This is a genomic window from Pseudomonas sp. zfem003 (genome assembly GCF_032621675.1).
In the GTDB taxonomy this organism is placed as follows: Bacteria; Pseudomonadota; Gammaproteobacteria; order Pseudomonadales; family Pseudomonadaceae; genus Metapseudomonas; species Metapseudomonas otitidis.
In genome coordinates this window covers 342,564-367,040 of record NZ_JAVYJG010000001.1, presented here as the reverse complement: position 1 = coordinate 367,040, position 24,477 = coordinate 342,564, and the positions used below count along the sequence as shown (strand labels likewise).

At 68.5% G+C, this 24,477-nt stretch carries 18 protein-coding genes and 2 pseudogenes; 18 read left to right on the top strand and 2 right to left on the bottom strand.

The genetic code is table 11. The features are described 5' to 3' along the window. Nucleotides 1-11: 11 nt before the first annotated feature. From RTK35_RS01635 to RTK35_RS01575, 14 genes and pseudogenes are all read left to right on the top strand, one after another. Nucleotides 12-974 carry a DMT family transporter gene (locus RTK35_RS01635; RefSeq protein WP_309040928.1) on the top strand — a complete coding sequence of 321 codons (963 nt, stop codon included), beginning with the start codon at nucleotides 12-14 and terminating at the stop codon, nucleotides 972-974. 191 nt (nucleotides 975-1,165) lie between these two features. Then, nucleotides 1,166-2,740 (top strand): sensor domain-containing diguanylate cyclase, encoded by a 1,575-nt coding sequence (locus RTK35_RS01630; protein ID WP_316907210.1) that lies wholly within the window; start codon nucleotides 1,166-1,168, stop codon nucleotides 2,738-2,740. 114 nt (nucleotides 2,741-2,854) lie between these two features. After that, on the top strand, nucleotides 2,855-8,581 hold the full coding sequence (locus RTK35_RS01625) for a filamentous hemagglutinin N-terminal domain-containing protein (protein WP_316907209.1): 5,727 nt from the start codon (nucleotides 2,855-2,857) through the stop codon (nucleotides 8,579-8,581). Nucleotides 8,582-8,583: 2 nt separating this feature from the next. Then, nucleotides 8,584-10,236, top strand: a complete 1,653-nt coding sequence (locus tag RTK35_RS01620) for a ShlB/FhaC/HecB family hemolysin secretion/activation protein (RefSeq protein WP_316907208.1) — start codon at nucleotides 8,584-8,586, stop codon at nucleotides 10,234-10,236. A gap of 75 nt (nucleotides 10,237-10,311) precedes the next feature. Next, nucleotides 10,312-10,884: a DUF1993 domain-containing protein gene (locus RTK35_RS01615; RefSeq protein WP_316907207.1), complete on the top strand. Its 573-nt coding sequence runs from the start codon at nucleotides 10,312-10,314 to the stop codon at nucleotides 10,882-10,884. Nucleotides 10,885-10,919: 35 nt separating this feature from the next. Beyond that, entirely contained in the window at nucleotides 10,920-11,543 is a 624-nt protein-coding gene (locus RTK35_RS01610; protein ID WP_316907206.1) for a hypothetical protein, read from the top strand. 185 nt (nucleotides 11,544-11,728) lie between these two features. Then, nucleotides 11,729-12,814: pseudogene (locus RTK35_RS30440) on the top strand (cache domain-containing protein); the annotation flags it as partial. A gap of 333 nt (nucleotides 12,815-13,147) precedes the next feature. Next, nucleotides 13,148-13,669: pseudogene (locus tag RTK35_RS30435) on the top strand (methyl-accepting chemotaxis protein); the annotation flags it as partial. A 208-nt stretch (nucleotides 13,670-13,877) separates the two neighbouring features. After that, the gene (locus RTK35_RS01600) at nucleotides 13,878-15,560 is read left to right on the top strand and encodes a BCCT family transporter (RefSeq protein WP_316907204.1); all 1,683 of its coding nucleotides are present in this window, start codon (nucleotides 13,878-13,880) and stop codon (nucleotides 15,558-15,560) included. A gap of 122 nt (nucleotides 15,561-15,682) precedes the next feature. Beyond that, nucleotides 15,683-16,180, top strand: coding sequence for a DinB family protein (locus RTK35_RS01595; RefSeq protein WP_316907203.1), 498 nt, complete (start codon nucleotides 15,683-15,685; stop codon nucleotides 16,178-16,180). Between the two features lie 9 nt (nucleotides 16,181-16,189). Beyond that, the gene (locus RTK35_RS01590; RefSeq protein WP_316907202.1) at nucleotides 16,190-17,335 is read left to right on the top strand and encodes a site-2 protease family protein; all 1,146 of its coding nucleotides are present in this window, start codon (nucleotides 16,190-16,192) and stop codon (nucleotides 17,333-17,335) included. Further along, complete coding sequence (locus RTK35_RS01585; RefSeq protein ID WP_316907201.1) at nucleotides 17,325-18,014, top strand: YafY family protein; 690 nt, start codon at nucleotides 17,325-17,327, stop codon at nucleotides 18,012-18,014. The genes RTK35_RS01590 and RTK35_RS01585 overlap by 11 nt, the downstream gene beginning before the upstream one ends. 87 nt (nucleotides 18,015-18,101) lie before the next feature. Continuing rightward, the gene (locus tag RTK35_RS01580) at nucleotides 18,102-18,470 is read left to right on the top strand and encodes a VOC family protein (RefSeq protein WP_160480303.1); all 369 of its coding nucleotides are present in this window, start codon (nucleotides 18,102-18,104) and stop codon (nucleotides 18,468-18,470) included. A 96-nt stretch (nucleotides 18,471-18,566) separates the two neighbouring features. Further along, nucleotides 18,567-20,495 carry a hypothetical protein gene (locus RTK35_RS01575; RefSeq protein ID WP_142009723.1) on the top strand — a complete coding sequence of 643 codons (1,929 nt, stop codon included), beginning with the start codon at nucleotides 18,567-18,569 and terminating at the stop codon, nucleotides 20,493-20,495. Nucleotides 20,496-20,506: 11 nt separating this feature from the next. Here the strand turns inward: RTK35_RS01575 and RTK35_RS01570 are convergent, their stop codons facing one another. Both RTK35_RS01570 and RTK35_RS01565 read right to left on the bottom strand, forming a co-directional pair. Next, nucleotides 20,507-20,914, bottom strand: coding sequence for a glycerate kinase (locus RTK35_RS01570; protein ID WP_142009720.1), 408 nt, complete (start codon nucleotides 20,912-20,914; stop codon nucleotides 20,507-20,509). Continuing rightward, nucleotides 20,914-21,477, bottom strand: coding sequence for an ankyrin repeat domain-containing protein (locus tag RTK35_RS01565; RefSeq protein WP_142009718.1), 564 nt, complete (start codon nucleotides 21,475-21,477; stop codon nucleotides 20,914-20,916). The genes RTK35_RS01570 and RTK35_RS01565 overlap by 1 nt, the downstream gene beginning before the upstream one ends. Nucleotides 21,478-21,685: 208 nt before the next feature. On the opposite strand from RTK35_RS01565, the gene RTK35_RS01560 reads away from it, so the two are divergent. The 4 genes from RTK35_RS01560 to RTK35_RS01545 are packed head-to-tail and all read left to right on the top strand — an operon-like array spanning nucleotide 21,686 to nucleotide 24,401. Continuing rightward, nucleotides 21,686-22,339 (top strand): hydrolase, encoded by a 654-nt coding sequence (locus RTK35_RS01560; RefSeq protein WP_316907200.1) that lies wholly within the window; start codon nucleotides 21,686-21,688, stop codon nucleotides 22,337-22,339. 1 nt (nucleotide 22,340) lies between these two features. Further along, a complete protein-coding gene (locus RTK35_RS01555; protein ID WP_074971238.1) occupies nucleotides 22,341-22,769 on the top strand; it encodes an organic hydroperoxide resistance protein in 429 nt (142 codons plus the stop codon). Between the two features lie 13 nt (nucleotides 22,770-22,782). Beyond that, entirely contained in the window at nucleotides 22,783-23,796 is a 1,014-nt protein-coding gene (locus RTK35_RS01550) for an alpha/beta hydrolase (RefSeq protein WP_316907199.1), read from the top strand. After that, nucleotides 23,793-24,401 carry an antibiotic biosynthesis monooxygenase gene (locus RTK35_RS01545; RefSeq protein WP_316907198.1) on the top strand — a complete coding sequence of 203 codons (609 nt, stop codon included), beginning with the start codon at nucleotides 23,793-23,795 and terminating at the stop codon, nucleotides 24,399-24,401. The genes RTK35_RS01550 and RTK35_RS01545 overlap by 4 nt, the downstream gene beginning before the upstream one ends. The last annotated feature ends 76 nt before the right edge of the window (nucleotides 24,402-24,477 follow it).

Sequence of the window (24,477 nt, the reverse complement as noted above, 5' to 3'; positions counted from 1 at the left end):
TGGCCTGCCTCATGAACGCTCTGTTTTCCCTGTACCAGCGCGGCCTGCGCAACGGCAGCCTGTTCGCCGTGCTCTCGGCGGCGGGCTTCAGCCTCAAGGCGATCTTCGTCAAGCTGTCCTACGCCGCCGCCCCGGTGGATGCGATCACCGTGCTGGCGCTGCGCATGGGGCTGGCACTGCCGCTGTTCGCCTGGCTGCTGTGGCTGAGCCGCGGGACGGGCGAGGCGCGCCTGTCGCCCGCCGATGGAGGGCGCATCCTGCTGCTGGGGCTGGTGGGGTACTACCTCTCCAGCCTGTTCGACTTCTATGGGCTGGAGTCCATCAGCGCCGGCCTGGAGCGGCTCATCCTGTTCACCTACCCGACCCTGGTGATGCTGTTCCAGATGGTTGCCCTGCGCGAGCGCCCCGGCAGCCGCACCTTGCTGGCCATGGGCATCTGCTATGCCGGGCTGGGGGTGGCGCTGTTCCACGACGTGAGCACCTCGACCCTGGGCAGCCAGGTGCTGGTGGGCTCGGCCTGGGTGTTCGCCAGCGCGGTGACCTACGCCCTCTATTACCTGGGGGCGGGGATGATGCTGCGGCGCCTGGGCTCGATGCGCCTGGCCGGCCTGGCCGGGAGCGCCTCGGCGCTGATGGTGCTGGTGCACTACGCAATCACGGCCGATATCACCCAGTTGACGCACCTGCCGGCGCAGGTGTGGCTCTATGCCGCGCTCATGGCGCTGCTCTCGACGGTGCTGCCGATCTATTGGATGGCCCTGGCGATCCAGCGCATGGGCGCGACCCAGACGGCTGCAGTGGGCAACCTGGGGCCGGTGCTGACCATCCTCGCGTCCTGGGCGGTGCTGGGCGAGGCGGTGTCGCTCTACCAGGTGGCGGGTTTGGCCCTGGTGCTGTTCGGCGTGTCCCGCCTCCGGCCTGCCAGCCCGGCGCCGAGCGCAGCGGCAGCGCCGACTTCTGTGGCGCGTGGGTGATGGCACTGCGCTGTTTCGGCCTTGGTTTCGCCTTGGCCGAAGCGTAAAATCCACACGTTTTCCGGGCTTTTACCGGGCCTGTGATGGCCTCGTCCAAAGCCCGCTTGCCCACCTTTACGATGCGATTGCCCCAAGGACCTGCTGCACGGATCGCAGTCCCCTTCGAGTGATCGCCCATCGGGACATGACCCATGCCGTTCGGGCCGCCCCCCAAGCTCAACCTGCGCAGCCTCATTCTCCTGTTCGCCCTTGCCGCGACCCTGGCGACGCTCGCCAATAACCTGCTGGTGACCTACGGCATCCAGCGCCAGGCGTTGGTGCAGAACGCCCTGGAGGCCAACCGTGCCTACGCGGCCAAGCTCGCCGCCAGCATCAATGAAAGCCTGTCCGGAGACCTGGAACGCCTGCGCTTCAGCGCCACACTGCTGGGCAACGTGCCGGGCGACACGAAGCAGATGGCGCTGGAGGCCGAGCGCCTGCTGATGCAGGACCACGGCTTCAACACCGTGCTGGTGGCCAACGCCGAGGGCACCGTGGTGGCCTCCAAGCCAGACAGCCTGGGCATCAACGGCCAGGCCCTGCGCTCGCGGGAGGCCCTGCAGCAGCGCCGGGCGATGGTCAGCCCGGCATTCCGCTCCCTGGCGGGCAACCTCATCGTCTTCGTCTCCCACCCCATCTGGGGGCACGACGGCCAGTACCTGGGGCTGATCGGCGGCACCATCTACCTGGGCAAGCCCAATGCCCTGGATTCGCTCGTCAGCCAGCACTTCCACCACGACGCCTCCAACGTCTACCTGGTGGACCCGGACCGCAAGGTGCTGTTCCACCCCGACGCCAGCCGCGTTGGCGAGCGGCTGGGCGCCAACCCCATCGTCGACGCGGTGCTCAAGGGTGAGAGCGGCGCCATGCAGGCGGTCAACACGCGGGGCGTGGAGATGCTCGCCGGCTACGCCAGCGTGCCGTTGAGTGGCTGGGGCGTGGTGGCGCAGCAGCCCCTGGCCGAGACTCAGGCGGCCGTGGAAGAGCTGATGAAGCGCCTGCTGGCCGGGCTGCTGCCCATGAGCCTGCTGGGCGTGGGACTGATTCTCTGGATCTCCGCGCGCATCAGCCGCCCCCTGCGGCAACTGGCCGAGAGTGCCGCGCAGCCGGAGCGGGCGGAGAAGGCCCTGCGGGTGAAGGCTTGGTATGCCGAAGCGTGGATGATCAAACAGGCACTGCTGGCGGGCCTGGAAGTGACCCGGGCCAAGCTCGGCCAACTGGACCTGCAGGCCAAGAGCGACCCCCTCACCGGGCTGGCCAACCGGCGCGCCATGGAAGAGCGTTTGCAGGCCTGGCAGCGGCTGGGCACGCCGTTCTCCGTCATCAGCCTGGACATCGACCACTTCAAGCGGGTCAACGACACCTTCGGCCACGACACGGGTGACGATGTGCTGCGCCAGTTCGCCGACCTGTTGCGCCAGGGTTGCCGGGAGCGGGACCTGCCGTGTCGTGTCGGCGGCGAGGAGTTCATCCTGCTGCTGCCCGAGGCGCCCCTGCGCACGGCGGCGGAGGTGGCCGAGCGCTTCCGCGGCCGGCAGGAGGCCACGCCGATCGCGCCTGTCGGCCAGATCACCGTGTCTCTCGGTGTGGTGCACTGGTCACCTCGAGGTGGGCGCAGCGTGCAGGACGTGCTCAAGCGCGCGGACGCCTTGCTCTACCAGGCCAAGCAGGCCGGGCGTAACCGGGTCATGGCGGACGAAACGCGGGTGTTCGAGTCAATCAGTTGACGTCAAAAATATTCACTGTAAAAAATTTCTGACAGCCAATTCCTACGCAAAAGTCGGCGTGGTATACAGCGGCGGTTTTCCCGAGCCCTTTCTTGCCGTCAAAGGACTGCTGCCATGAATCGAGCCTTCTCGCTTGTCTGGAATCCCCGTCTGCGTGCCTGGTGTGTCGCCGATGAGCATGCCCGGCGGCGCAAGGCGGGGTCCGGCGCGGTCCTGGCGTGCGCGCTGCTGGCTCCGGTGGCGGCGCTGGCGGCCGACCTGCCCACTGGCGGCCAGGTGGTTTCCGGCAGTGGCGCCATCAGCCAGCCCAACGCCCAGCAGATGGTCATCGACCAGTCCAGCAACAAGCTGGCGATCAACTGGCAGAGCTTCGACATCGGCGCCGGCAAGCGGGTGACCTTCAACCAGCCCGGCAGTGACGCCATCGCCCTCAACCGCGTGGTGGGCAGCGACGGTTCGAAGATCATGGGCCAGCTGGATGCCAACGGCCGGGTGTTCCTGGTCAACCCCAACGGCGTGCTGTTCGGCAGCGGTGCCCAGGTCCAGGTCGGCGGCCTGGTAGCCTCGACCCTGGACATCGACCCGCAGGATTTCGAACGCGGCCACTACCGCTTCAAGGGCGACGGCACGCCGGCGGCCGTGGTCAACCAGGGCACCCTCAGCGCAGCCGACGGCGGCGCCGTGGCGCTGCTGGGTGGCACCGTCAGCAACCAGGGGGTGATCGTCGCCCAGCAGGGCAGCGTGGCCCTGGCGGCCGGCAATGCCATGACCCTGGATTTCGCCGGTGACGGCCTGCTCAAGGTCCAGGTGGACGAGGCGGCAGCGGATGCGCTGGTGGAGAACCACAAGCTGATCCGCGCCGACGGCGGCAAGGTGCTGCTCACCGCCGACGCGGGCGATGCGCTGCTCAAGACCGTGGTCAACAACACCGGTGTCATCGAGGCCCGCACCCTGGGCCAGAAGGACGGCAAGATCATGCTCATGGGCGACTTCGACGGCGGCGTGGTCAAGGTGGCCGGCACCCTCGATGCCAGCGCGCCCAACGGCGGCAACGGCGGTTTCATCGAGACCAGTGGTGCCCACGTGCAGATCGCCGACGACGTGAAGGTCACCACCCTGGCGCCCAAGGGCAAGACCGGCGAGTGGCTGATCGACCCCTACAACGTGACCATTTCCAACGCCACCAGCTCCGGAATGGGCGGCTTCAACGGCAACGCCAACGACAGCGTGCTCAACGTCACCACACTCACCAACGCCCTGGCCAGCACCGGGGTGACGGTGACCACCGGCGTCGGCGGCAGCCAGGCCGGCAACATCACCGTGGACGCGCCCATCAGCTGGAACGCCAACACCGTACTGGCGCTCAACGCCGCCGGCAGCATCATCATCAACAAGGACATCACCGCCACCGGCAACAACGCCGGGCTGTCCATGTCCTACAGCGGCAGCTACAGCCTGAACAAGGGCGCCCGCGTGACCCTGTCCGGCAGCAATGCCAGCCTCAGCCTGGCGGGCACCGGCTACGTCCTGATCCATGACATCGGCGCATTGCAGAACATCACCAGCACGGGCTTCTACGCCCTGGGCAACGACATCGACGCCAGCGCCACCGCGGGCTGGAACGGTGGCGCCGGCTTCAACCCGCTGGATGGGGCGAGCACCAACTTCGCCGGCCTTGGCCACAGCATCGACAAGCTGACCATCAACCGCGGGTCGGAGAGCGACGTCGGGCTGTTCCGCACCGTGAGCGGCAACGTCCGTGACCTGACCCTGTCGAATGCCCGCATCACCGGCCAGATGAACGTCGGCGGTATCGCCGCCACCCTTGGCGGCACCCTCAGCAACGTCCACATGACCGGCAGCGTGTCCGGCTCCGGGGCCTTCGTCGGCGGCCTGGCCGGCACGGTCAACAACGGCATCATCCGCTACTCGTCCTCGGCCGCCGACGTGACCGGCCTGACCGTGGTGGGCGGGCTGGCGGGCAGCGTCCAGAGCATTGCCATGGCCGACTCCTATGCCACCGGCTCGGTCACCGCCACGGTCAGCAACACCAGTGCGTTTGCGGGTGGGCTGCTGGGCGAGGTGATCTCCAGCGCGACGCTGACCAACACCTACGCCAGCGGCAAGGTCACCGGCTACACCACCACGGGCGGCCTGATCGGTGGCGGCTACCTGCCCACCATCACCGTCAACACCAGCTACTGGGACATCAACAGCACCGGCCAGTCCAGCTCCCTGGGCGGCGGTACCGGCCTGACCAGCGCCGTGCGCAACCAGTCGGCCTACACCGGCTTCGACTTCACCAACATGTGGGTGATGTTCGAAGGCGATACCCGGCCGATGCTGCGCAACGAATACTCCACGACCCTCTTCACCCCCCACGCCCTGCAACTGATGGGGCTGGACCTGACAGCTAGTTACCGTCTGGGCACCGACCTGAGCCTGGCCAGCGCCATGGCCGCCAGCGGCGGCTACTACGGCGAGGTATGGGGCGCGTCGGGTTTCCGCCCGGTCGGCAGCAACGCACAGCAATTCACCGGCAGCTTCAATGGGCAGGGCCACAGCATCAGCGGCCTGGCCATCAACCGCGCGGCCACCGACTATGTCGGCCTGTTCGGCTACACCTCCGGCGCGACCCTGGCCAACGTCAAGCTGGTGGGCGGCAACGTCACCGGCAGAGACAACGTCGGTGCCCTGGTCGGTTACATGCAGGGCGGCACCCTCGGCAACGCGTCGGCCAGCACCACGGTCAACGGCACCAGCACCAGCGAAGCCAATACCGGCGGGCTGGTGGGCACCAACGACAGCGGCGCCATCGCCGATGCCTCCGCCACCGGCAATGTCACCGGGGCCGGCTACCAGGTCGGTGGCCTGGTCGGCTTCAACGTCAACGGCGGCAGCATCACCCGCTCCTATGCCACCGGTAACGTCACCGGCACCAACACGACCGCCAACCTCGGCTATGTCGGTGGTCTGGTGGGCGCCAACGGCTACAGCGGCGACGGTGGCTCCATCAGCCAGTCCTACGCCACCGGCACGGTGAGGGCGTCGTCGGGGCCAGTCGGCGGTTTCGTCGGCCACAACGAAGGCAGCATCACCGACTCCTACGCCACCGGCGCGGTGATCGGCCAGGGCTCTGCGAGCAACATCGGCGGCTTCGCCGGGGTCAATTTCATCAACGGCACCATCAGCAACAGCTACTCCACCGGCTACGTCGCCGGCGGCACCCAGCTGGGTGGCTTCGTCGGCTACAACAACGGTACCAACGGCGCCATCAGCAACGCCTACTGGAACACCCAGACCAGTGGCCAGTCGCAGGCCGCGTTCGGCGGCCTGATGACCGGCATCACCGGGCGTACCACCGCGCAACTCCAGGGTGGGCTGCCGTCCGGCTTCTCCTCCTCCATATGGGGCACCGGCGCCAACCTCTACCCGTACTTCACCTGGCGCTACAGCACCACGCCCATCGCCATCAGCGGCAAGGCCTTCAGCAATGGCGGCAGCACGGCCCTGGCGGGCGTGACGCTGACCGCCGTATCCGGCGGCGTTGCCATCGGCAGCGGCAGCAGCGGGGCGGACGGCTACTACTACATCCTCAGCGATGCCAGCGGCCTGGATGCCAACGGCGCCATCGCCTACCTGGATGGCAACGTCGACACCGGTGCCGGCTTCGGCGACGTGATCGGCACCAACGGCATCCAGGGGCTGGACGTCTACAGCTCCGCCGCGCGCCTGGCCACGGGGCAGGGCAGCCTCTCGGCGACCCGCAGCCGCTACCTGGCCGCGCGCGGCAGTTATGCCGATGCCGACCTGGCGTTCCTCTCGTCCAGCGACTTCTCAGCCCTCACCAGCAGCGGCTACGGCCTCTACCTGGCTGCCAGCGCCGCCAACTACAGCCTGGACACCAACCTCGGCTCCGGCGGCCTGCTCAGCCTCGACAGCGGCGGTGCCTTCGGCATCAGCGGCACCCGCCAGCTGTCGGCAGGCGGCAACCTCAACGTGGCCGACCGCCTGACCTGGGGCGACAACGCCGGGCTGACCCTCAGCACCAGCAATGGCGGCAACGTCCTGCTGGGGGATGGCATCGACGCCGCCAACGGCAGCCTGACCCTCTCTGCTGCCGGCACCACGACCAGCAACGGGGGCGTCAACCTCGGCGTGCTGAATCTCACCGGCGGCACCTGGAGCCAGGTGGCCGCCAGCCTGCCCAGCTTCAGCGTCACCGACTTCCGCCTCAGCCCCGGTGCCACCTTCGTGCGCGCCCTGGGCGGTGACGGCAGCCTCGCCACGCCGTATCGCATCACCGATGTCTATGGCCTGCAGGGCCTGGCCTCCACCAGCCTGGCGGGCAGCCGCTTCGTCCTGGCGAACGACATCAATGCCTCCAGCAGCGCGCTGTGGAACAGCGGCACCGGCTTCCTCTCCATCGGCAGCCTGGCCAACCCCTTCACCGGCCGGTTCGACGGGCAGGGGCATCGCATCAGCGGCCTGGCCATCAACCGTCCCGGCAGCACCTACAGCGGCCTGTTCGGCTACAACGCCGGCTACGTCGGCAACCTCAACCTGGTGGGTGGCAGCGTGGCCGGTGGCAGCTACACCGGTGCCCTGGTGGGCTACAACGCCGCCGCCGGGGTGGTCGAGCGGGTCAGCAGCGACACCGCCGTCACCGGCACGGGCAACGTCGGCGCCCTGGTCGGCACCAACGCCGGGACCCTCAGCGAGTCCCTGGCCACGGGCAGCGCCAGCGGCGGCCTGAATGGCGGCGGCCTGGCCGGCAGCAACGCCAGCACCGGCACCATCCGCGACAGCTACGCCACCGGCAGCGCCCAGGGCAGCGCCACGGCAGGCGGCCTGGTCGGGTTCAACGACGGCAGCCTGCTGCGTGTCTATTCCACAGGCACGGCCAGCTCCAGCGTCGGCGCGGTCGGCGGTCTGGTGGGCAGCAATGTCGGCACCGCCACCGGCAGCTTCTGGAACACCACCACCAGCGGCCTGGTCCAGGGCGCCGGGGCCGGCAATGGCAGCGGCATCTCCGGGTTAACCAGCGCCCAGCTCACCAGCCTGGCGCCCTTCGTGGCGGCCGGCTGGAGCATCGATGATGCCGGTGGCACGGGCGCCACCTGGCGCATGTACGAGGGCCACAGCGCGCCGCTGCTGCGCAGCTTCATGACTGCCCTCAGCGTCAACGTCGGCAACGCCAGCAAGACCTACGACGGCAGCGCCACCAGCAGCACCGGCGCCCTGGTGTACCCCATCGGCTACGACCCGGCCCTGGTTTCCGGCAGCGCCCTCTACACCGCCAACAGCGCCAACGCCGGCACCTACAGCGGCGCCAACCTGCGCGCGAGCGGGCTCTATTCCAGCCAGTTCGGCTATGACATCGAGATGCTCGCCGGCACCCTGACCATCGACAAGGCCGCGCTCACCATCACCGCCAGCAACGCCAGCAAGACCGCCGGCCAGGTGGCGAACCTCAGCGGCTTCACCACCGCCGGGCTGGTGGCGGGGGACCAGGTCAGCGGTGTCAGCCTGGCCAGCAGCGGTGCCGGGGCAGGGGCTGCGGCCGGCAACTACGCCATCGTCGCCAGCAACGCCCTGGGCAGTGGCCTGGCCAACTACGACATCAGCTATGTCGACGGCCTGCTCACCGTCACCGGGACCCTGCCTTCCAGCACCGTCAGCGATCCGCGCGTGCAGGTGGCGCAGATGACCGGCAAACAGCCTGGCAGCGAAACCGAGCGGCCCCTGGTGGTGGTCACCCCGGCACTCTTCGCACCGGCCGAGTTCGGCGCGCAGCTCAACCTCGTCAACAACGGCATTCGTCTTCCCGAAGGAATCTGAAGATGCGTTCGACCCCCGTGCTGGCAGGCCTTGCCGCCTCACTGATCAGCCTGTCCGTCTCCGCCGCCACCGCGCCGGATGCCGGCCAGGTGCAGCAGGGCCTCGACCAGCAACCCCTGCAGCTCAGCCCCCGGCAGTCCCTGCCGCTCAACCTGCCGGACGCACCCGCCGACCCTGCGGCGGACGCCGGCCCGCGCCTGCAGGTCAACGGCTTCACCCTGGAAGGCAACAGCGCGCTGGGCAGCGAGGAGCTGCTGGGCCTCTTGGCGGACCTGCCCGGCAAGGAGCTCAGCGTCGGCCAGCTGCAGGCCGCCGCCAACCGCATCACCCGGCGATACCGCGAGCAGGGCTACCCCCTGGCGCGCGCCTACCTGCCGGCCCAGGAGATCGACGGCGGCGTGGTGAAGATCGCCGTGCTGGAAGGGCGCTACGGCGAGATCAAGGTGGACAACCCGGTGGGCCTGGGCGGCAGCGCCCTGGCGCCGCTTTCCGCGCTGAAGGCCGGCGACGCGGTACAAGGCCAGCCGCTGGAACGCAGCCTGCTGTTGCTGCAGGACACCCCCGGCGTGGAGGTGAAGTCCACCCTGCGCCCCGGTGCCAGCACCGGCACCACCGACCTGCTGGTGGGCCTGCAGCAGGCGCCCCTGGTCACCGGCTCGGTGGACATGGACAACTACGGCAACCGCTTCGTCGGCCAGTACCGCCTGGGCGGCACCCTGAACCTGAACAACCCGCTCAACCTCGGCGACCGTCTCAGCCTGCGGGCCATGGGCAGCGACCAGGACCAGCACTACGGCCGCGTGGCCTACCAGTTGCCGCTCGGCCCCTGGGCCACCCAGTTCGGTGTCGCCTACTCGGACATGGACTACGAGCTGGGCAAGGACTTCGAGGACCTGCGCGCCCACGGCAACGCGCGCATCGCCAGCGTCTACGCCATCCAGCCGCTGGTGCGCTCGCGGGACTTCAGCCTGTTCACCCAGCTGCAGTTCGACGACAAGCGCCTGAAGGACGACATCGACCTGTTCGACGAGAAGAGCGACAAGCACGCCCGCGTCGTCACCCTGACCCTCAACGGCAACAGCCGTGACGACCTGCTCGGCGGCGGGGTCAACAGCTTCGCCCTCGGCTGGAGCCAGGGCAGCCTGACCCTCGACGGCGCCCAGGCCCAGCGCACCGACGACGCCACCGCTGGCACCCGTGGACGCTTCCACAAGCTCAACCCCAGCCTGGTGCGCCTGCAGCGCCTCAGCGACCGCTTCAGCCTCTACACCCAGCTCCAGGGCCAGTGGGCCGACGGCAATCTGGACAGCTCCGAGAAGCTCTACCTGGGTGGCGCCTACGGCGTTCGCGCCTACCCCCAGGGCGAGGCTTCCGGCGACCAGGGCTGGCTGGCCAACGTCGAGCTGCGCTACGCCCTCACCGAGGCCTGGCAGCTGTCCACCTTCGTCGACCACGGCGAAGTGCGCCTGAACAAGGACACCTGGACTTCGGATGACAACCACCGCAGCCTCTCCGGCGCCGGTTTCGGCGCCCTGTGGGCGGCCCATGGCTGGCAGGTCAACGCCGTGGCTGCCTGGAAGCTGGGCAACGCCGAAGCCGAGAGCGACGTGGAACGCACGCCGCGCGTCTGGGCCCAGGTGGTGCGCGCCTTCTGAGCCGCTGCCCCCGCCTGATGGTCAGGGGCAGCGCGGGCGTCGTAGAGTGGCGAACCCCTGCACCAGGAGTTCGCCATGTCACTGACGCACCTGCTCGTCCCGACCTTCTCGAACCAGCTGAACAGCCTGGCCCAATGGCTGGAGAAAGCCTCCCTTCATGCCCGTGAGCACGGCGAGGACGCCGACGCCTGGCTGGCGCTGAAGCTGGCCCCCGACATGTACCCGCTGGCTGCCCAGGTGCGCTTCGCCGCCTTCCAGGCGCTGGAACCCTGCTACCGGCTGCGCGGCCTGGCGATCCCGGAAGGCTGGCTGGAACGCCGTCGCCAGGCCTGGGCCGCCCATGACCACCCCGGCACGCTGGAGCAGGCCCAGGCGTGCCTGCGCGATGCCCTGGCCGAACTGGCTGCACTGGAACCGGCTGCGCTGGATGGCCGGATGGACGCGCCCATCGCCCTGGAACTGCCCAACGGCATGGTCTTCGACATGGGCGCCGAGCAGTACGCCCGGGACTGGGCCCTGCCGCAGTTCTACTTCCACGCCATCACCGCCTACGCCATCCTTCGCCACCACGGCGTGGCGCTGGGCAAGGCCGACTACGTCGCGCACATGTTCGCCTACCTGCGGCCGGGGACCGTGCCGCAGGGGTAACGGTTTCGTCTGCGTTCGTGTTCCAGGGAGCATTCATGGCTGTCTCGTTCGAGGTTTATCCGGGCTCGCCCCACCGGCCCTGCCTGGGGGAATTGCTGGAGTTGGGCGCTCGACGTGTCCGTGAAAGGCTCGCGTTCCTGGGGCTTCCCGCCATACGAACGTTGACCGCTACCGTCCGGGAGGGTGGAGGGCCCTTGCTTGCACAGGTCGCGCCTACTCATGCGTCTGTCATGAACGTGGGGCAGCAGTTGCTGGTTTGCGATGAGCGAGATGGAAGTGCGTTTTCTCTGTCGATGGAACGTGTCGACGATACTGAGCGTGAGTATTGGCGTGGGCTGTGTGCCGACCACCCACCTGCCATGGCATTGACTTCGAGCATTGAGGACGGCCTGTCCCTCGGTTACTACTGGCGCCTCAGCCGGTATTTTGGGGCGTCTGCGCTGATCCAGCTGGCTCATGGTCTCTACGCCGGCGCGTTGGCAGAGCTGACCGAGGGTTTTGTTTTTTCCGACGACAAGGCCTGGGACTACTCGCGGCTTCCCTGTCGTGCAAGTGCGCTCTACGGCGTTTATCTGTACCCAGAGCAGCATTCCCAGAGTGATTGGGCTGCAGATGCCGAGACGTTTCTGCAGCGTCTTCGTCGTGAGGAAGCGTCCTGAGCACCACCGTGGAAACCCCGCCATTTCCTCCTATGCTCCAGCGGTAGTCGTCGGTAAACGACATCGTTTTGTCACGGACGACATGCGACCTCAAGGAGGCGAGGGCATCGCCGATAGCCGGGTCGTTCCCCTCCGCGACGCGCCGTACCGCACGTGGCGAACACCCACTCTCGAGAGCACTTGGAATGAACATCAAGCAGAAGCTGACCTGGGCCTTCGCGGCCATCGCGTGCGTACCCATCCTGCTGGTCGCCGTGGTGGTGATCTACAACCTGCGGTCCCAGGCCGAGGCGGACTTCCTCGATGGCAGCAACCGCGAGATCCGCCAGATCGACAACGCCATGACCATGTTCTTTCGAGGCATCAGCGAGAACGTCGAGTACATCGCCTCGTTGCCGGAAGTGGCAGCCGCCACGGACCTGAAGATCTATACCGGCGATGACGCCGCCAGCCGCCCGCTGACCGACACCAGCAAGGCATTGGAAACGCTCTTCGGCAACTTCGCCAAATCCCACCCGACCACCGCCTACCTATCCTACGGTCGCATCGACGGGGGCTATGCCACCTGGCCCGCCGACCCGACCCTGAAGAACTACGACCCGCGCGTGCGCCCCTGGTACCAGGCCGCCGTGGCGAAGCCGGGCACCACCGTGCGCACCGCCGCCTATTACTGGGCGCCCGACGACGCCGTGCTGATCGGTACTGTGCATACCGTGAACGACGCCCAGGGCAAGCTTTCGGGCGTGGTGGGGCTGGACGTGTCACTCAAGCAGCTCACCGACCTGGTCAAGCAGATCCACATCGGCGAAACCGGCTACCTGATGCTGGTGGAAGACAACGGCAACGTCTTGGTCGACCCGAGCGATTCCGCTCATAACTTCAAGCCCCTCAAGGACCTCGGCGATGGCTACGCCAAACTGGCGGTCACCCAGGGCTCCGCTCAGGTGGAACTCAACGGCAAGCGCTACATGGCCAACGTCTGGGCCTCCCAGGGGCTCGGCTGGCACTTCATCGGCCTGATCGAACACGGCGAGGTGATGGCCAAGGCCAACGCCCTGGCCTGGCAGATCGGCATCATCGTGGCGGTGCTCGTCGTGCTTTTCGCGGTGGTCGGGGCGGTGTTCGCCAACCTCATCGTCAACCCGATCCGCAGCGTGGCCGATGGCCTGGAAGGCATTGCCCAGGGCGAGGGCGACCTGACCCGCAGCCTCTCGGTCACCGGCAAGGATGAAACCGCCGTGCTGGCGGGCTGGTTCAACCAGTTCCTCGGCGCCATCCGCCAGCTGGTGCAGCGCATCGTCGAAGCCTCGGCGGCCCTGCGGCACACCTCCGAGGGCAGCACCCGCGTGGCCCGCGAGATGACCGATGTCGCCGAGCGTCAGCGTGGCGCCGTGGAGATGGTCTCCACCGCCTTCAACGAGATGGTGGCCACCGCCAACGAAGTGGCGCGCTCCTGCAGCGCGGCGGCCACCTCCGCCGACGACGGCCAGCGCCAGGTGCACACCGGGCAGACCCAGATCGAAGGCGCCACCGAAAGCGTGCTGCGCCTGAGCGAGAACCTGAAGCAGTCCGCCGAATCCCTCCAGGAGCTGGAGAAGGACAGCCAGAACATCAACGCCATCCTCGACACCATCCGCTCCATCGCCGAGCAGACCAACCTGCTGGCGCTCAACGCCGCCATCGAGGCCGCGCGGGCCGGCGAGCAGGGGCGTGGCTTCGCCGTGGTGGCGGATGAGGTGCGGGCCCTGGCGCAGCGCACCGCCGTGTCCACCGGCGAGATCGACAGCCTGCTGGGTGGCCTCGCCCGGCGCACCCAGGACGTGACCCGACAGATGCAGAACAGCCTGGAAATGTCCCGCGCCAGCGTCGAGCGCATCGATCTCGCCAGCAAGAGCTTCGAGCAGATCCGTGGCGCGGTGGACCACATCCGCGACCAGAACACCCAGATCGCCACGGCGGCCGAGGAGCAGCACCACGTGGCCGAGGACATCAACCGCCACATCGCGCAGATCCAGGACGATGCGCTGCTGGTGGAGAACCTCGCGCAATCGGCGCGGCGCGACTCCCACGAGCTGGCCCAGCTCTCCGAGCAGCTGCATGGGCTGGTGGGGCGCTTCAAGGCCTGAGCCCTTCCAGTTCGTACCTTCCACCGCCGGCACCCTGCCGGCGGTGGCGTTTCCGGCCGGGCGAACGTGGCTGTTGATCGCCCGGCTTCCTGCCAGGGTGTCGCTTCTGGTTGGTTGTATGCCGCTTGTCGGCCCTGGCCCGGCAACGCGCTTTGCTAGGTTGGACGGCCTTGACCGAGCCCACGGCCGACGACCACGGAGCAGCCCCTTGAGCCACGCCACCGCGTCCCACCGAACCGACACCGCGTCGAGCGACATCCCGCCACCTTCGGGTGACGCCAACCCGATCCTCACCGGCTACCGCGTCGGCCAGGACAATCTCTGTGGGCACTGGCTGGTGCCGTTCGACATCCACGGCGCAGTGTTCCTCACCTCGGCGCTCACCGTGCTGCTCTTCGTGGTGCTGACGCTGGTGTTCCGCGAGGCGGTGGAACCGGTGTTCACCGGCCAGCGCGACCTGCTCACCGGTCGCCTCAACGGCTTCTTCCTCGGTGCGGCGAACGTGTTCGTGGTGCTGTGCCTGGCCCTGGTGGTCTCGCCCCTGGGGCGGGTGCGCCTCGGTGGCACCCAGGCCCGGCCGGACTACTCCTACGGCAGCTGGTTTTCCATGCTGTTCGCCGCCGGCATGGGCATCGGGCTGATGTTCTACGGCGTCGCCGAACCCATCTCCCACTACCAGACCGCCCTGGCCGGCCCGCAGCTGGGCGAGGGCGGGGCGCGCATCGACTGGGCACCGTTGGCCGGTGCGCCGGGCAACCCCGCCGAGGCCGCGCGCCTGAGCATGGCGGCGAGCATCTTCCACTGGGGCCTGCACCCCTGGGCGATCTACGCCATCGTGGCGCTGGCCCTGGCGCTGTTTTCCTTCAACAAGGGGCTGCCGCTGTCGATCCGCTCGATCTTCCACCCCCTGCTCGGTGAGCGGGTGTGGGGCTGGCCGGGGCACGTGATCGACATCCTCGCGGTGTTCGCCACACTGTTCGGCCTGGTCACCTCCCTGGGCCTGGGCGCCGAACAGGCGGCGGCCGGCATCGACTTCCTCTTCGGCACCGGCGCCTCGCTCACCGCCAAGGTGGTGCTGATCGTGGCCATCACCCTGGTGACGCTGTCCTCGGTGGCCGCCGGGGTGAACAAGGGCATCAAGCGCATGTCCGAGCTGACCATGGTCCTGGCCGTGGCGCTGCTGTTCTTCGTGGTCCTCGCCGGGCCCACCCGCGTGCTGCTGGCCGGCACCCTGGACAACCTCGGCGCCTACCTGCAGTACCTGCCGGCGCTGTCCAACCCGCTGGAGCGCAGCGATGCCGCCTTCAGCCAGGGCTGGACGGCCTTCTACTGGGCCTGGTGGGTGAGCTGGTCGCCCTTCGTCGGCATGTTCATCGCCCGCATCAGCCGGGGGCGCACCGTGCGTGAATTCCTCATCGCGGTATTGCTGGTGCCTTCGCTGGTGTCGGTGTTCTGGATGAGCTCCTTCGGCGGCGCCGCGTTGCACCAGGTGTTCAGTGGCCTCGCCGGGGTGCAGGAGGCCGCCCTGGAACTGAAGCTGTTCGTGATGCTCGCGCACCTGCCCTGGAGTGCGATCACCTCCTTCGTCGGCATCGTCCTGGCGCTACTGTTCTTCATCACCTCGTCCGATTCCGGCTCCCTGGTGATCGACACCATCACCGCCGGCGGCAAGCTCAATGCACCGGTGGTGCAGCGGGTGTTCTGGGTCGTGCTGCAGGGTGTGCTGGCCATCGTCCTGCTGGTCGGCGGTGGCCTGGCGGCATTGCAGGCGATGGCGGTGTCCACCGGCCTGCCGTTCACCTTCGTCCTGCTGGTGGGTTGCGTCGCGGTGGTCAAGGGCCTGCTCAGCGAGCCCCGTGGCCAGGTGCGCCGCTCCATGGCAGGCGGGTAGGGCGCACAGGACCTCGCAGGCGTGAACGGGGTGGTGGCAGAGGGCGCGGATTTCCGCTCTACTGCCGCACCTTGGCGGGGGCGAGCGGCCTCCGCGTTCCCCTGCGACTGCGAGGTACACGGATGTTGGCTCAGGCCTTTCACTACAAATGCTGGGCGGACCGGCGCACCCTGGACGCCATCGCCCTGATCGATGCCAGCCGCTTTGCCGATTCGCTGGCCTTCACCCTGCAGCAGCTCAACCACATGGTCATCGTCGAAGACCTGTTCCGCGCCCGCCTGAGCGGCGTGGCCGAGCCACACCCGGCCACCAACAGCCAGGCCGTGCCGCCCTACGCGGTGCTGCGCGAGCGGCTGCTGGCGTCCGGCCAGTGGTACGCCGCCCAGGCCGAGGACCCGGCCGATGGCGAGATCACCTTCCGCTTCACCGACGGCCAGGCCGGGCGCATGAGCCGCCAGGAAATGCTCTTCCACGTGCTCAACCACGGCACCTACCACCGGGGCAACATCGCCCATGCCCTGGACCTGGCCGGCGTGCCCCATCCCGCCGACACCTACACCGTGTACCTGCACGCGGTGCAGCCGGAGCGTCGACAACCCTCTGATGCGCCGGTGCGCTGAGGCCTCCCCGTGACGATACCGGCGCGATTGGCCCAGGTGTTCGAATGGCTGATGAAGCTGCTGCAGGCCGCCTTGACCCTGGGCGGCGCCATGGTGACCGGGGTCGTCTCCGGCATCGCCCTGGACGGCGGCCCCATTGCCGCCGTGGCGCTCACCCTCGCGCACCTCGCCCTGGCGCTGTGCGTGCATGAGGGCGGCCACTGGCTGGGCGCCCGTTGGGATGGCTTGACGGTGTTGCTGGTGCGGGTGCTGGCGGTGGAAATCCAGCCGATGCGCCGTGGTCTGCGGGTGCGCTGGTCCCGCCAGAAGCGCCTGCGCGGGCTGGGGGGCTACGTGTTCTGTGCCGACGCCGTGCCACCGCGCGGTCCCCGTGCGCGCCTGCGCATGATCGCCCTCGGGCCCGGCGCCAACCTGCTGCTGGCGGCGCTCGCGGCCCTGGTCTCGCTGCTCTGCATCGACTCGCCGCCGGCCTTCGGCATCGCCCTCGGCATGGCCAGCAGCAACCTGAGCATGGGCCTGGCCAACCTGGTGCCCACCCTGCGCCCCATGCCCAGCGATGGCGCTCGCCTGTTCATGGCCTGGAGGGGCGCCGACGAGTCCGGCCCGGCGTTCGCCTATGCCCGCCTGCTGGCCCTCAGCGTGGCCGGTGTGCCTGCCGAGGCCCTGCCCGAGGCGGACCTGGCGAGCCTGGAGCAGCAGCCGATGCCCATGCCGCTGGTGGCGCTGTCCTACCGCCTGGACCGCGCGCAGGCGGCCGGTGATTGGGCAGCGGCGACGGCCATGCAGGCCCAGCTGGAGGTGTTGCTCACCGCGCACCCCCAGGCGCGTACCGAGTGTGCGGCGGTGGTGGCCTTGCTGCGGGGCGAGCTGGCCTTCAGCCAGGCCATGGCCAGTGGCCGTGCCGACGGCCTCGACGCCGTGCTGAACAACCGCGAGGTGGCCTGGTACTCACCGACCCTGGCGGCCCGCTGCCGAGCCTTGCAGGCGCTGTTCAGCGGTGACGAGGCCGGGGCCGAGCGCGAGCTGGAAGCGGCGGTGGCGCTGGGGGCCAACGCCAGGGTTCGCTCGTCCCACCCCCTGCAGCTCGCACTCGCCGGGCATGTCCGCGCGTTGTTCAAGGGCCGGATCGCCGAAGGCGCGCTGCATGTCCCGTAGCCAGCGCCTGCTCGACCTGTTGCAGATCCTGCGGCGTCACCGCTACCCGGTGGCCGGTCACGTGCTGGCCGACGAGCTGGGCATCAGCCTGCGCACCCTCTACCGCGACATCGCCACCCTCCAGCAACAGGGCGCCCACATCGAAGGTGGCGCGGGGCTGGGCTACGTGCTGCGCCCCGGTTTCAAGCTGCCGCCACTGATGTTCTCCCTGGAGGAGATCGAAGCCCTGGTGCTGGGCATGCGCTGGGTCGGTCGCCGTGGCGACCGCCGTTTGATGGGGGCGGCGCGGGACGTGCTGGCCAAGGTCGGTGCCGTGCTGCCACCGGCCCTGCGCGAGGAGCTGGAAACCAGCACCCTGCTGATCGGCCCGGCGCCGGCCAGCGACGTGCCCGACGCGCTGCTGGAGCAGGTCCGCGATGCCATCCGCCGGGAGCATCGGGTGCAGCTCGGCTACCGCGATGCCGACGGGCAGGCCTCGCAGCGGGTGGTCTGGCCGTTCGCCCTGGGCTACTTCGAGCAGGCCCGCGTGCTGGTGGCCTGGTGCGAGCTGCGCCAGGCCACGCGGCACTTCCGCCTCGACCGGGTGGAGGCCCTGCAGGACCTCGGCCAGCGCTACCCGCGCCGGCGCCAGGTGCTGCTGCGTGAGTGGCGCGCGCAGGAGGGCATCGCCGAGCAGTGAGGCTGCTGCCAGAAACTGACAGGGGAGGGGCCTAGCCTGTGCGCATCGAGTGACGACACCCGTCGCTCCACACAAGGAGTCCCACCCATGATCGCCCCCAGCCTGCTCAACCTGTACGTCGACGACCCGGCCCGCAGCGCCGATTTCTACCGGCGCCTGCTGACGGGGGAAATCGTCGAGCAATCCCCGACCTTCGCCCTGTTCGTCTTCCCCAATGGCTTCAAGCTCGGCCTCTGGGGCCGTACCGGCGTCGAGCCGGTCACCACCGTGCGTGGCGGCGGCAGCGAGCTGTGCGTCCATGTCGACAGCGACGAAGAGGTGGACCGCCTGCACCAGCGCTGGCGCGAGCAGGGCGTGGAGATCGTCCAGGCACCGCTGGCCATGGACTTCGGCTACACCTTCACCGGCCTCGACCCGGACGGCCACCGCCTGCGGGTGTATCACCTGGCGATGTAATCCCCCGAGGGTGTTGAAACTGCGGTGGCATCCCTGCTTTGCCACCGCGCTTTCTGCTAGCGTGTGCACGCCCTCGAATCGGAAGGACCCGACCTCATGCAGCGAATGATTCTGGCCCTTGTGGCCGGCATGGTACTCACCGTGCTGGGCTACTCGGGTTTCTCCTGGCTTTCCGCCCACTACCTGCCCTTGGCCCCCGAGGCCAAGCTGACCCGTGCGTTTCCCCCGCCGCCCGAGATGCAGGCCCGCTGGCAGCGGGTGGACGCGTTGGCGCGCGATGCTGGCAATGCCGGGCTGGCGGCGCAGATGGAGATACGCATGCGCCAGCGCTCCCTGGCCTGCTCCCCGGGCTACCTGCCAGCCTGGTACGAGCGCATCGAGACCGTCAGGCAGCGGGTGGCAAACCCCACGTGCTTTGCCGCGCAGGACCGCAAGATCGAGCGCTGGCTCGCCCTGCTGGAGGTCGGCGCGATGTTGCGTCTGGAGCCCTTGCGAGCAATCCCCGCCCAGTTTCCCGAGGCCTTGCAGGGGGACGCGCCCCTGGTCGATGCCGTCTTTGCCGAGCGGGCCGGCATTGCGCTGCTGCAGACCCGCAGAAGCCTGCAGGTGATCGACGTCGGACGGGACCAGGCGCTTTACCGGGAGCCCTCCGATGGCCAGTTGAGGGTGGGTTCGCTGTCGGAGAATGGCCGCCTGTTCGTCTCCTATGGTTCCAAATCGCTGCGTATCCGTGAGGCGGAAACCGGGCGGACCGTCGCGCAGATCCATGGTGCGTACCCGAACTCGTTTATCTGGCTGGACGGGCAGACCGCCCTGTTCCAGGGGCGTTCCCACACCCAGTTCATCGACTTCAGCCAAGGGCGGATCATCGATACCGAGCTCTATCGCCAGCCGGAGCGTGCGGCGCCCGTTCCCGGCAAGCCGGACCACTACGTGGCGTTCGGACGGGGTGGCGCCGTCGAATTGGCCCTGGAGCAGCGCACCAGCGCTCCGAAGGTCCGCGTGGTACGCCTCCAGGACTCACGCAACACGGCGGCCGCAGCCCTGGACAGCGAGCCTGGTGGTGGGGCCTTCAGCCTCGATGGCACGCAGTACCTGAGCCCGCTCAGGTCTAACAACCTGGCTGTCTTCTCCATTGGCGAGCTGAAGAACGAGGTCATCGAGACCGGTCCCTTCAAGGCGCTGAAGGTGATACCGACCGCAGACCCGGACAAGTTTCTGTTCGGTGGGAGCCCCTTGCCGTTCTCCCAGGCCACGGTCCGGGCGTTCGTGCTCGATACCGCCCTCCAACGCTTGGCCCCGGTGACCGAGGAGCTGAACCTTGCCGGGCTGTCCTATGTGCGGCCCCTGGGCGTGTTCGGGGTCATCGATGCAAGCCGCTACCGCCTGATCAAGACGTTGCCGGTGGGGGAAGAGGTCGACCTCGTCACCTGGCGTGATGGCCTGGCCCAGGCAGCGTTGCAGCGCAGGATCGAGCAGATCGCAGCCCAGGGGCCTGCACCCATCCGCCAGCCCGTGCCGCCGTCCATGCCTGATGTGCTCGCGCTGACTGGGCAGATGCCGCCGCGTCCCCAACTGCCGACCCCAAGCGATGCCTCGTCCCCGTCCAGGACGACACCGGTTCAGGTTCCGGTGGTCGATACCCAGGTCGAAGTGATCGGCGTGTACGAATCCGCACGGGGTCAGCACGGCGGAGGCGAGCACCATCCCGGTGTCATCGACGTGGAGGTCCGCAAGAGCCAGAAGCCGTTGACGCTGGTGCTGTCCTCCTACGAGCCCATTACCTGGAAGCTGGACCGCCAACCGGGAAGCCGCATCCACCAGGTGCTGCTCTCCAGCTACCACCCCTCCACGGTGGAGGGCGCCGGGGACGCACGGGTCATCGTCGTCAAGGTCGGCTACGACTACCAGGCGTCCGGCTACCGGACACTGCCGCCCGAGGTGACCAACCTGACCGGGCAGCAGACGGGGCTCTACCAGGGCACCTATTCGGGTGGACGCTTCTCGGTGGGGGGCAGGCCCTGAGGCCCTCGCGCCTATTCCTCCACCCACAGCTCGCCGGTCACCTCCAGCCACTGCCCGAGTTCGACGCGGGGCGGGGGGGATTCGATGTCCAGGGCGAGGGGAAAGCCGGCCTGGAGAACGGGGTGTGTGTCATCGCCACGCCGTGTCCATCCGCTGACAGGGCCGTATGCATGAAAGCGGAATGAGTTGCCGATGCAGACCAGGCGGGGCTCGCCGGTCTCCGTGGCTCGCGCCTGGCACAGGCGGCCGGTCAGTTCTATCTCCATCCAGCGACCCGGCACAAAGCGCGCAAGCGCCTGCCGGGCGCTGCCCTGGTAGTAGGCACGCAGCGGTGTGCCGTCATCGTGCTGAGCCAGCAGTTCGCCCTCGGCGTCACACCCGCATGGCGTCACGGCGATGACCAGGAGACGGGCGTTCATCAGTGCGGCGCGTTGCGCGTGAACGCCGCTTCAACCTCCGGGCCGGCCCTGTGGGCGAATTCCGCTGCGGTCACCTTGGCGCCGTCGAGCGACTCGAACACGGCCTGGCTGTTGGCGCCTGCCTTGAGCAGCGCCTCCACCACGGCAGGGGTGTTCGTTTCCTTGCCGATGAGCGCCCAAAGCAACGGTGTACGGCCTTGGTCATCGGCGTTGAAGTCCGGCTTCGCGCCTGCCGCCAGCAAGGCCCTGACGATCTCGATATGCCCCTTGTAGGCCGCCTCCTTCAGCGGCGATGCGCCCGTGGCGTCACCGGGCTTGGTGACGTCAGCCCCCTTGGCCAGCAGGAAGGTGACCACCTCGGTGCGCCCCAGGCGGGCAGCCTGCATCAGCGGGGTTCGTTCCCAGAGATCGTCGTCGTTCGTTGCGTTCACGTCAGCGCCGGCTTCGGTGAGTTGGCGCACCTTGGCCAGGTCGCCTGCCTTGGCCGCCAGGCCGAGTTCCGTATCAGCCAGGGCAAACCCCGCGAAAAGGGCCACTGACAGTGCAAGAAGTGGGCGGATCATGTTCGTTCCTTGAGTGAGTAGGGAGGAGTCGCGCGCCGACTCTATAGAGCCTCAAGGGCCCGTGTCGAGGTGGATACACCCAGCCGCTCTGGCCCGGCCCTTTCAAACAAAACCGCACACCGTTGCAATGCGAGCACGCGCCTTCAATTCCCGGGAAACGGCCTGGGGGAAGCTTGAGTCTCCATTCATCCCTCCCTGGAGAACCCCCATGGCCGTCGCCATCGCCGCCCCCGGCAAGACCCTGCTGGACCCGAAGAACCACACGCTGATCCTCATCGACCACCAGTCGCAGATGGCCTTCGCCACCAAGTCCATCGACGCGGTGACCCTGCGCAACAACGCCGCGCTGGTGTCCAAGGCCGCCCGTGAGTTCGGGGTGGACACCCTTCTCACCACCGTCGCGGAGAAGAGCTTCTCCGGCCCGATCTTCGACGAGATCAAGTCGGTGTTCCCGGATCATCAGGTGATCGACCGCACCACCATGAACACCTGGGAAGATGCGCGCATCGCCGTGGAAGTGAACCGCATCGGCAAGCCGAGGATCGTCCTCGCCGGCCTGTGGACCTCGGTGTGCATCGTCGGCCCGGCCCTGTCCGCGCTGGACCAGGGCTTCGAGGTGTACGTCATCACCGACGCCTGCGGCGATGTCTCCAGCGAAGCCCACGAGATGGCCATCCAGCGCATGGTGCAGCTGGGCGCCCGCCCGATGACCGCCCTGCAATACCTGCTGGAACTGCAGCGTGACTGGGCCCGTGGCGAGACCTACGACCAGACCGTGAAGACCGCCATCGCCAACGGCGGCGCCTACGGCCTCGGCCTGATCTACGCCAAGACCATGTTCAATGCCTCGGAAGGTCACTGAGATGCGCATCGAACAGGTTCTCTACCGCGCCTCCGCCGAGGCCACCGGTGGCCGTGACGGGCGCGCCATCTCCTCCGATGGCGTGCTCGACGTCGCCCTCACCACGCCCCGCGAGCTGGGCGGCGCCGGCGGCGTCGGGACCAACCCCGAGCAGTTGTTCGCCGCCGGCTACTCGGCGTGCTTCCTCGGGGCGATGAAGTTCGTCGCCGCCCGCGACAAGCTGGCCATCCCCGCCGACGTGTCCATCGAAGGCGTGGTCGGCATCGGCGCCATTCCCAACGGCTTCGGCATCGAGGCCGAGCTGCGCATCAGCCTGCCGGGGCTCGATGCCGAGGCCGCGCGGACCCTGGTGGAGCGGGCGCACATCGTCTGCCCGTACTCCAACGCCACGCGCAACAACATCGACGTGACCCTCACCCTGATCGACTGAAGGAGCAGACACCATGCCCCGCATAGCCTTGCTGAGCGCATTGATCGCCCTGGCCGTCGGCCAGGTCCAGGCCGCTGACTACAGCGGCGTGGAACACAACACCCGGACCTTTCTCGAAGCCCTGGAGAAGGGCGGCGGCAAACCGCTGGAAACCCTCAGCCCGCAGGACGCACGCGCCGTGCTGGTGGGCGCGCAGAACTCGGTGAAGGTCGACCTCTCCGGCATCAAGGTGGAGGAGAGGACCATCCAGGCCAACGGCCAGCCCCTGAAGCTGACCGTGGTACGGCCCACCGACGCCAAGGGCACGCCCCCGGTGTTCATGTACTTCCACGGCGGCGGCTGGGTGCTGGGCGACTACCCGACCCACGCACGCCTGATCCGCGACCTGGTGGTGAACTCCGGCGCCGTGGCCGTCTACGTCGGCTACACCCCATCGCCCGAGGCCCGCTTCCCCACCGCCATCGACCAGGCCTATGCCGCCACCCGCTGGGTGGCCGAGCACGGCAAGGAACTGGGCGTGGACGGCAGTCGCCTGGCTGTGGCCGGCAACAGCGTCGGCGGCAACATGGCCGCCGTGGTGGCGCTCAAGGCCAAGGAGCAGGGGGCGCCTGAGCTGCGCTTCCAGCTGCTGCTGTGGCCGGTGACCGATGCTCGCTTCGATAACGCGTCCTACACCCAGTTCGCCCAGGGCTACTTCCTCACCCAGCCGATGATGAAATGGTTCTGGGACAACTACACCACCGACGCCCAGCAGCGCGCCGACATCCATGCCTCGCCGCTGCGCGCCAGCGCCGAACAGCTCAAGGGCCTGCCGCCGGCACTGGTGCAGACCGCCGAGTTCGACGTGCTGCGCGACGAGGGCGAGGCCTATGCCCGCCACCTGGACGCAGCGGGCGTCGAGGTCACCGCCGTGCGCTACAACGGCATGATCCACGACTACGGCCTGCTCAACCCCCTGGCCCACGTGCCGACGGTGCACACCGCGCTGCGCCAGGCCGGGGTCGAGCTGCGGCGGCACCTGCAATGAGTGCCCTCCGGCCCGGTGAAGGGCAGGGGGGCGATGATCCGGTCACCCTGCTCATCCGCCATCGCGTCCATGCCGCCCATGCCACGCAGTACGAAGCCTGGCTGCGGCGCATCGTCGGTGTCGCCCAGGGCTACCCCGGGCACCTCGGGGTGGACGTGATCCGCAGCCATGAGCAGGGCGTGCCGCTGTTCACCAGCGTGCTGCGTTTCACCGGGCCGGAGTGCCTGCAGGACTGGCTCGGTTCCGAGACCCGACGCCAGCTGGTGGCGGAAATCTCGCCGCTGCTGCTGGAGGACGAGGCCCTGGAGCTGAACCCGGCGCGGGAGTTCTGGTTCGCCCCGGCCAGCGCCGAACAGCCACCGCCGCCACGCTGGAAGCAGGCCTGCGTCAGCTTCCTGGTGATCCTGCCGCTCAGCCTGCTGGTGCCCTGGGCCTGGCAGCCGGCATTCGCCGCCTGGCCCTGGCTGGGTGGCTACCTGCCGAGCAACGTGGTGATCACCCTCAGCATCGTCCTGCTGGTGGTCTACCTGTTCATGCCGCGCGTGACCCGCTGGCTCGCGCCCTGGCTGGAAGGCCCCGGCCCCGGAGGTCCCCATGACCGATGAATCCACCCCCAATGGCCGGCGGCGGTTTCTTGCCGCCTCGTCCATCCTCGGCGCCGCTGGCGCGCTGTGGCCCGCG